The sequence below is a fragment of the Ruminococcus callidus ATCC 27760 genome, from assembly GCF_000468015.1.
In the GTDB taxonomy this organism is placed as follows: domain Bacteria; phylum Bacillota; class Clostridia; order Oscillospirales; family Ruminococcaceae; genus Ruminococcus_C; species Ruminococcus_C callidus.
This window is the reverse complement of sequence record NZ_KI260289.1, coordinates 1-7,931: the sequence shown is the minus strand read 5'-3', so window position 1 is coordinate 7,931 and position 7,931 is coordinate 1. Positions and strand designations below refer to the sequence as shown.

At 48.9% G+C, this 7,931-nt stretch carries 6 protein-coding genes; 2 read left to right on the top strand and 4 right to left on the bottom strand.

What is annotated here, in order from left to right; all coding sequences use genetic code 11:
* Positions 1–27 precede the first annotated feature (27 nt).
* The 4 genes from rny to nadB form a co-directional block, all read right to left on the bottom strand.
* Positions 28–1,605 (bottom strand): ribonuclease Y, encoded by a 1,578-nt coding sequence (gene rny, locus RUMCAL_RS00550; protein ID WP_040646352.1) that lies wholly within the window; start codon positions 1,603–1,605, stop codon positions 28–30.
* 736 nt (positions 1,606–2,341) lie between these two features.
* Entirely contained in the window at positions 2,342–3,703 is a 1,362-nt protein-coding gene (locus tag RUMCAL_RS00540) for a GTPase family protein (RefSeq protein ID WP_021680410.1), read from the bottom strand.
* A gap of 211 nt (positions 3,704–3,914) precedes the next feature.
* Entirely contained in the window at positions 3,915–4,757 is an 843-nt protein-coding gene (gene nadC, locus RUMCAL_RS00535) for a carboxylating nicotinate-nucleotide diphosphorylase (protein ID WP_021680408.1), read from the bottom strand.
* Positions 4,758–4,801: 44 nt separating this feature from the next.
* Positions 4,802–6,253 (bottom strand): L-aspartate oxidase, encoded by a 1,452-nt coding sequence (nadB, locus tag RUMCAL_RS00530; RefSeq protein WP_040646350.1) that lies wholly within the window; start codon positions 6,251–6,253, stop codon positions 4,802–4,804.
* A 498-nt stretch (positions 6,254–6,751) separates the two neighbouring features.
* Between nadB and RUMCAL_RS00525 the strand changes: the two genes are divergently transcribed.
* Complete coding sequence (locus RUMCAL_RS00525) at positions 6,752–7,261, top strand: DUF4234 domain-containing protein (protein WP_021680405.1); 510 nt, start codon at positions 6,752–6,754, stop codon at positions 7,259–7,261.
* A 110-nt stretch (positions 7,262–7,371) separates the two neighbouring features.
* A complete protein-coding gene (locus tag RUMCAL_RS00520) occupies positions 7,372–7,794 on the top strand; it encodes a DUF2752 domain-containing protein (protein ID WP_021680404.1) in 423 nt (140 codons plus the stop codon).
* Positions 7,795–7,931: the final 137 nt, after the last annotated feature.

Below are 7,931 nucleotides of genomic sequence, written 5' to 3'. Positions count from 1 at the left end.
TCGCACAATCTTTGTGCGGTATTGCCTTTACTTTGCGTAATCGACCACGCGGCTTTCGCGAATCAGGTTGACCTTGACCTGACCCGGATAATCCATTTCGTTTTCGATCTGCTTGGCGATCTGTCTTGCCACCAGTACCATTTTCTCATCGTTGATGATCTCCGGTACCACCATGACACGAATCTCACGACCAGCCTGCAATGCGTAGCACTTTTCTACGCCCTCATAAGAAGAACAGATGCCTTCCAGCTTCTGTAACCGCTTGATATAATTCTCGTAGTTTTCGCTTCTCGCCGCCGGACGTGCCGCAGAAATGGCATCTGCCGCCTGTACGATACATGCGATTGCGGTTTTCGGTTCCACATCGTTGTGGTGAGCCTCGATCGCGTGAATGACCTCGTTGCTCTCGTTGTACTTCCGGCAAACATCAACACCGATCTGTACATGAGAACCCTCGATCTCCGCAGTCAGAGCCTTACCAATATCGTGGAGCAGTCCGGCACGGCGTGCCAGATTGGCATCAACGCCCAGTTCCGAAGCCAGCACACCGCACAGCTTGGAAACCTCGATAGAGTGCATCAGCACATTCTGCCGATAGCTGGTGCGGTAATACAGCCGTCCCAGCAGCTTGACCAACTCGTTGTTCAGTCCGTGCACATTGGTTTCCAGCACGGCACGTTCGCCCTCCTGCCGGATCCGATGTTCCACTTCCCGCTTTGCCTTTTCCACCATTTCCTCGATCTTGGTCGGGTGGATTCTGCCGTCTGCGATCAGCTTTTCCAGAGCAATCCTTGCCACTTCCCGACGAACATGGTCGAAACAGGACAGGGCGATTGCCTCCGGTGTGTCGTCAATGATGATGTCCACGCCGGTGAGGGTTTCCAGTGTCCGGATATTTCTGCCCTCTCTGCCGATGATACGGCCTTTCATTTCGTCGTTGGGCAGTGCCACAACGGAAACTGCCGTTTCTGAAACCTGATCTGCCGCACACTTGGCAATGGCGAGGGAGATATAGCTGCGAGCCTTTTCCTCACACTCGTCCTTGATCTGCTGCTCATAGTAGGAGATCTTCACAGCCTTTTCGTGCACCAGTTCGCTGTCCAGCGTGCTCAGGATATATTCCTTTGCCTGATCCTGTGTCAGTCCGGAAATGCGTTCCAGTTCTTTCAGCTGGCTGTTCTTGACTTCTTCCGCCTCTGCCAGCTTCTTGTCTGCATTTTTCAGACGCTGCTTGAGGGATTCTTCCTTCCGGTCCAGATTATCTGTCTTTTTGTCCAGATTTTCCTCTTTCTGCTGAATCCGGTGTTCTTGTCTGCCGATTTCAGAGCGTCTGTCTTTGATTTCTTTTTCCGCTTCAGAACGGAGTTTATAAATTTCGTCTTTTGCTTCCACCATGGCATTCTTCCGCTTGGCCTCTGCCTCTTTTTTGGCATCTTCCAGAATGCGTCCGGCTTCTTTTTCGGCGGAGCCGATAGTAGCTTCTGCCTGTTGTTTCCGCTGTTCAACGCCGGACTGTACGCCCTTGCGGTACGCCAGAAATCCGGCAATCGCGGCACCCACCAGCAAAGCCACCAGACAAAGCACTGCTGCCAGTGCCCAGTTCATCGCTTGCATGTCTATGCACTACCTCCTTTAAAATCTGTTTTGTATTTGTCTATCTGTATACAACACAGCGGCGTTCTGCCAAAGGCGGCATGTGCGTCTTGTATTCACTTGTGTTTCCCGACAGTCGGGAATTTTCCTCAGGAAGACGTGCATCTCCTTCCCCTCTCCGTCCTGCACAGCAAATCCGCGGCATTCTCCCTTCCGCCGAATCGCTTTCAGACAGCATCACACAAAGTCGCCAGACGCTCTTTGTACGATATTGCCTTATGCATTGATGTCTTAGGACGTATCATGAGGATCATAGACAATCCCATCCAAAACGCTGTTCAGGATCGCCTTTCTTTCCTGTATGCCGTGCGGCAGAATCCTGTTCCGCACGGCTCACAAGTCCATTTCCAGAAAAAAAGCGGTTTCCCACACATCGCAGGAACTGCCTTCTCTGCTCTATCGGAACCCATTGCCGGAACAAATCTGCCGGCAGACGGGATACATGAATAACCACGACGCACACGCAAAAAACGCAGCGTCACCCAGCATTTTCACTGAGAATCGTTTGTAATTTGATACAACACTTTTATTTTACACTGTTTCCGTGAAATTGTCAAGACGTTTGCAGAAAGATTCACATTTTTCTTGAGAAACACTGAATAAAGCTTGTGCGTAAGATGCGTGCAGTGTTTCCCTTACAAGACACAAAAGGACCCGGCACAGCAGTGCCGGGTCGGGTTTCAAAATATTATACAGATTCTAATGCTTTTTTCGATTTCTTTTCGGCATGCTTATGATTTTCTTCGAACTTTTTCTTCACAAATTTCAAATCAACCTCTTCTATGTAATAAGAGGTTGCGGCTTTTCCGATAGAATATGTACCACCAAACGCAATCGTAGCACTAATAGCAGAGCCAGCCCCGGGAAATAGTCCATTTGCTAATTTTGATGTCTGCTGAGCAATCAACTTAAAAAGCATTCCTGCACCAACCACTCCACCTAAGGACGCTATAAACTCTTTTGCAGCATCAAACGACAACTCTCTTCCGCTTAACGCTGCGATCAACATCACCATAATTGCCTGCAAAGATATCAATATATAAATATCAGCAATAGGGATTGGCGTTACCGCTACTCCAGAAGAAATGGAACTAAATATGCCAACAAGATGGCCTGCCAATTTTTTCATCAATTCTTCCAGCCGCAATGCCATCCTCAAGCCCATTTTTCCAGAGAAGTCTTGTATGGCATCCTCCAAATCATTTAATAAAACTTCAATTTGAAATCTGCCGTCAAATTGAATTTGCAGATTTTCAATGTCACTCTTCGGAAAATTATTAATGTTATCTGCATTAACTTCAATTCCATCTGGCGTTTGCCAATCCATCAACGAAGACACCGGAACAATGCTGTGAATTTTAAGACCATTAGAAACGATTGTAGTTTTATATCTTTTTACATTTTCAGAAATACTATTTATCTTATTTTCTGTATACTCTTTTGGATTTTTAATACGTGCCGGCGGTATTTCATCCACTTTGTTAACAACAGCAACAACTGGAAGTTCTATCTTATTTATCGCCTGATACTTTTTCAGCACCTTTTTCAAAAGTTCTATGTCTTGTAAAATACTGTCATCACGAGTTGTAGCATTTAAAACAAAAATAGCTACATCTGGACAAAAGTCAACCACTTGATCGATTAATTGCTTTTCAGCATCATAAGAATCATTGATTTTATTGCACTCTGCAATTCCACGAGTATCTAATATATCTAAAAGGACTCTATCCCCATCCATACAATGGTAAATATCGACATTAGAAGTACAACTTTCTATATCACTAACCTTTGCCAAGTAACTCCCACATAAAGCGTTAATCAAGCTACTTTTTCCAACACCAGTCCGACCGATCAAGAAAAAGCGAGGTGGTCTATGCTCATCAATGCCTTCCATCAATTCTTTTAACTGTTTGTCTCCTAATATTTTGTCACGCAAAACGCTCTTCATCTTTTCTGGAATAGCATCAGGCAAACGATTCAATACACTGTCCAACTTCAAATACGCATTTTTCATATTTTGCATACGTTCTTCTGCAATTTCTTTTTTCATAATTTTCCTCTTTTTTAAGCATATGACAATATCGGAAATACATATGGTAGACCAATTTCCATTTAATTATATCACATTTCAAAAGAAAAGTAAAGTTATTTTAGAACTTTTGTTGTGCCATGCTTTTCCGTCATTCTGCAAACAGTACTTGTTTCTGCATTCCCGGCACAGCAATGCTGCACCGGGAATGCTCTTATGAAAAATTCAATTCTTATTTCTTTGCAGAGATCCGCATGGAAATATCAAAGCACTTGACAGAATGAGTCAGTGCTCCCAGCGAGATGATGTCCACGCCGGTTTCTGCAATGCCCCGAATGGTTTCCGCGGTCACGTTGCCGGAAGCTTCCAGCAGCACCTTGCCGTCCACACGCTGCACTGCCTTGGTCATATCCTCGCAGCTCATGTTGTCCAGCATGATGATGTCCGCACCGGCAGACAGGGCTTCTTCCAGTTCTTCCAGTGTCCGCACTTCCACTTCGATCTTCACCATGTGCCCGATCTTTTTCCGCAGGGCAGCCACAGCCGGCGTAATGCCGCCGTAAGCATCGATGTGGTTGTCCTTCAGCATGGCACCGTCAGACAGATTGTACCGGTGGTTCTTGCCGCCGCCCACTGTCACGGCATACTTTTGCAGCGGACGCAGCCCCGGCAAGGTCTTGCGGGTATCGGTGATCTGGGCGTTGGTGCCAGCCACCAGTTCCACGCACTGGTGTGTGGCAGTGGCAATGCCGCTCATGTGCTGGAGAATATTCAGGGCAGTCCGTTCGCCTTTCAGCAGGGTCTTGGTGCTGCCGGTCATGGTGGCGATAATGTCGCCCTTTTTCACCTGTTCGCCGTCATGAATGCGAATATCCATGGTGAAGTCGCCGCCAACCAGTTCAAACACCCGCTTGGCAATGTCAATGCCGCAGAGCACACCGCTGTCCTTTGCCAGATAATACGCCTCACTGGTGTGTGCGTCGTCCAGCAGATTGTCAGTGGTCACGTCGATATAGTGAATATCTTCGTCCAGTGCGGTGGTAATCAGTCGGTCAATATAGGTTTGCTGTAACATGGGGAATGGTTCCTTTCACGATGATGCTTTTTGATGATTCCTTTTTAAAGTACTTCTTTCAGAATAATATATGCCACCGTTGCCAGCGACTTTGCTTCTACATAGTCGGCATCTACAATATAGTTGCCGTTCAGCAGCTGGTCGCGGATCTCGGTGATTCTCCGGAATCCCTCCGGCAGCTTTTCCTTGTTGGGAATAACAAAATAGTTGTCCTGCATGATCTGCCGAATTTCGGTACGCAGTCCTTTCGGAATCTTCTGCGGGTTCGGCTTGGTAGGAAATTCTGCGGCGGTAAAGGTCTTGGGAGCGTCCGGCAGCTTCTTGGCAATGTCCAGTGCCGCCTGTCTGGAGAACACCAGAGCCTCCAGCAGAGAATTGCTGGCAAGACGGTTGTTGCCGTGTACACCGGTATGGGAGCATTCGCCGGCAGCGTACAGATTGGGAACTGTGGTTTCGGAATTGTCGTCCACCTGAATGCCGCCCATGAGGTAGTGCTGGCAGGGGAAGATCGGAATCGGCTCCTTGGTCATGTCGTAGCCCTGTTCCAGAACCTTTTCGTAGATCATGGGGAACCGGTTCTTGATGAACTCCGAGTCCTTATAGGAAATGTCCAGATAGAAGTTGTCAGAATGGGTTCTGCGGCTTTCCAGAATAATGGCATGGGAAACCACATCACGGGGAGCCAGCTCCAGCCGTTCGTCATACCGGTCCATGAAGCGTTCCTTGTTGCAGTTCAGCAGATATGCCCCCTCGCCGCGGACAGCCTCCGAGATCAGGAAGCACTCTCTGGTGTGGTGGTCGTTGAATGCTGTGGGGTGGAACTGGATCAGATGCAGGTTCCGGATCTCCGCACCGTTTTCATAGGCAAATGCAATGCCGTCGCCGGTAGCGATCTTGGAATTGGTGGTGAACCGGTAGACCCGTCCGATGCCGCCGGTAGCCAGTATCATAAAGTGGCTGCTGTACACGGTGCAGGAGCCGCCCTGCATCACATTGACAGAAAAGCCGGTGTCGGTCTTTTGCATGCCCGTCATCATGGCGTGTTCCAGAATGGTCACATTGGGCAGGGTCTTTACCTTTTTGAGCAGCTTGTCCAGGATCTCTGCACCGGTGGCATCTTTGTGGTGGAAAATGCGGTGGCGGCTGTGACCGCCCTCCAGTGTCCGGTGGAGTTCGCCGTCCGGTGTCCGGTCAAAGTCCACGCCGAAATCCAGAATCGCCTGAATCTCGTGTGCGGCATGTGTGGTCAGAATGTGCACCGTTTCCGGATTGTTGGTAAACCCGCCGGCAACCATGGTGTCATGCTCGTGCAGTTCAATGGAATCCTCCGGCGACTTGTACACACCGGCGATCCCGCCCTGAGCCAGTGCAGAGTTGCACAGGGTCAGTTCCTGTTTGCACAGCAGCAGGATCCGGCAGTCTGACGGCAGATTGATGGCACCGTACAGTCCGGCAGCACCGCAGCCAGCAATGATCACGTCAAAATTGTTTTCCATGTTTTCCATAACATTCACGCTTCCTATCCTTTATCGCGGCAGTTCCGCCGCCAAATTCGATTTCACGCACTGACGACAGCAGGATATTCGCACGTCAGGCGGTTCTTCGGGACAGCCCGTGTCCAGATCTGCACCGGACTGTCTGTGGTATTTTCTCATATACCAGTATACCATAACACGCCCCGTTTGTCACTACTTTTCCGCACATTTTGGAGATTTGTGCAAAATCGAAAGGGAAAGCTGTTAATTTTTTGACAAATGAAAGAAAAGTGGGCTTGCTGTGGGGAGAATTGCCGTTTTCCGCAAGGGCAGACGGAGAGATTTTCCCATATCCATTATTGCCTCATCAATGATGCCACTATGATTTTTCAACATTTTCGCATATTCTCATTGACAATTGCCATAAAGTATGGTATACTAAACATACACTACAGAAACTGACGATCAGCGGCAGCCCGCAAACCGTCCGATTTCAATTCATATTAAAGGAGAATACTTATGATTTGTCCGAAATGCGGCAGCAACAATTCTGACGGCACAGCATTCTGTGCAAGCTGCGGAGCTCCGCTGTCCAATGAAGCACCGACTCCCAACGGAGCAGTTCCGAACAACAACGTTCCACCCCAGACACCGCCGCCGGTATTCAACGGCAACCCCTACGGCGGCCCCATCGAGCAGAGAAACATTGCCCTGTGCATCATTCTGTCTATTGTGACCTGCGGCATCTATGGCCTGTACTGGATCTACAAACTGACAGAAGATGTTAACAAGCTGACAGGTGATCCCAATGCCACTTCCGGCGGCATGGTCATTCTGCTGAGCATCATCACCTGCAACGTCTACATGTGGTACTGGCTCTACAAGCAGGGCGATGCCATTGATCAGGTGAAAGCGTCCCGCGGACTGTCCTCCGGCAACAGCGGCATTCTCTATCTGATTCTGGCAATTTTCGGGCTGGGCATCGTGTCCTATGCCCTGATGCAGAACGAACTGAACCAGCTGGCATAAGAGCCTGTGCTTTTCCCGCTGAACAAAACACAAAAGCTGCACGGAACGATTCCGGTGCAGCTTTTTTCTGTACGACAAACTTTCCCGCAACCGGCAAGGAGGTATCCCTTTTGCTGCAAAATCTGCGTTTCTTTTTCCGCACCCACCGCAAACAGCTCCGAACTGCCGGCATCTTTTTTCTGCTGGGGCTGGCGTATTATATCGTCACCCAGCTGACACCGCTGCGGATCCCCTGCCTGTTCCAGAAGATCACCGGTCTGGCATGTCCGGGCTGCGGCATCTCTCATTTTTGCATTCGCCTGCTGCATCTGGATTTCTTTGGTGCCGCCAGGGAAAATCTGGCGATCGCTCTGCTCTCTCCCCTGTGGCTGGCGGCATTTCTGGTTCGGGTGCTGTGGAATCCAAAGTGGTTCGCCAAGGGCAGCAAAGGGGAAAATCTTCTGCTGTGGGGCAGCGTTGTTGTGCTTCTGCTGTTCGGCGTTGTCCGCAATCTTCCCCATATGGAATTTCTCCTGCCGTCCTATCTGCAATAGCACTCCTTTTTCCCTCCGCGAATATAATAAAACAGTATCGATTATTTTTGAAAATCACGGGCATACTAAGAGCGTGATCACACAAAGCCATTCATCGTTGTGTTTTCTAAGGCAATACCGCACAAAGATTGTGCGAC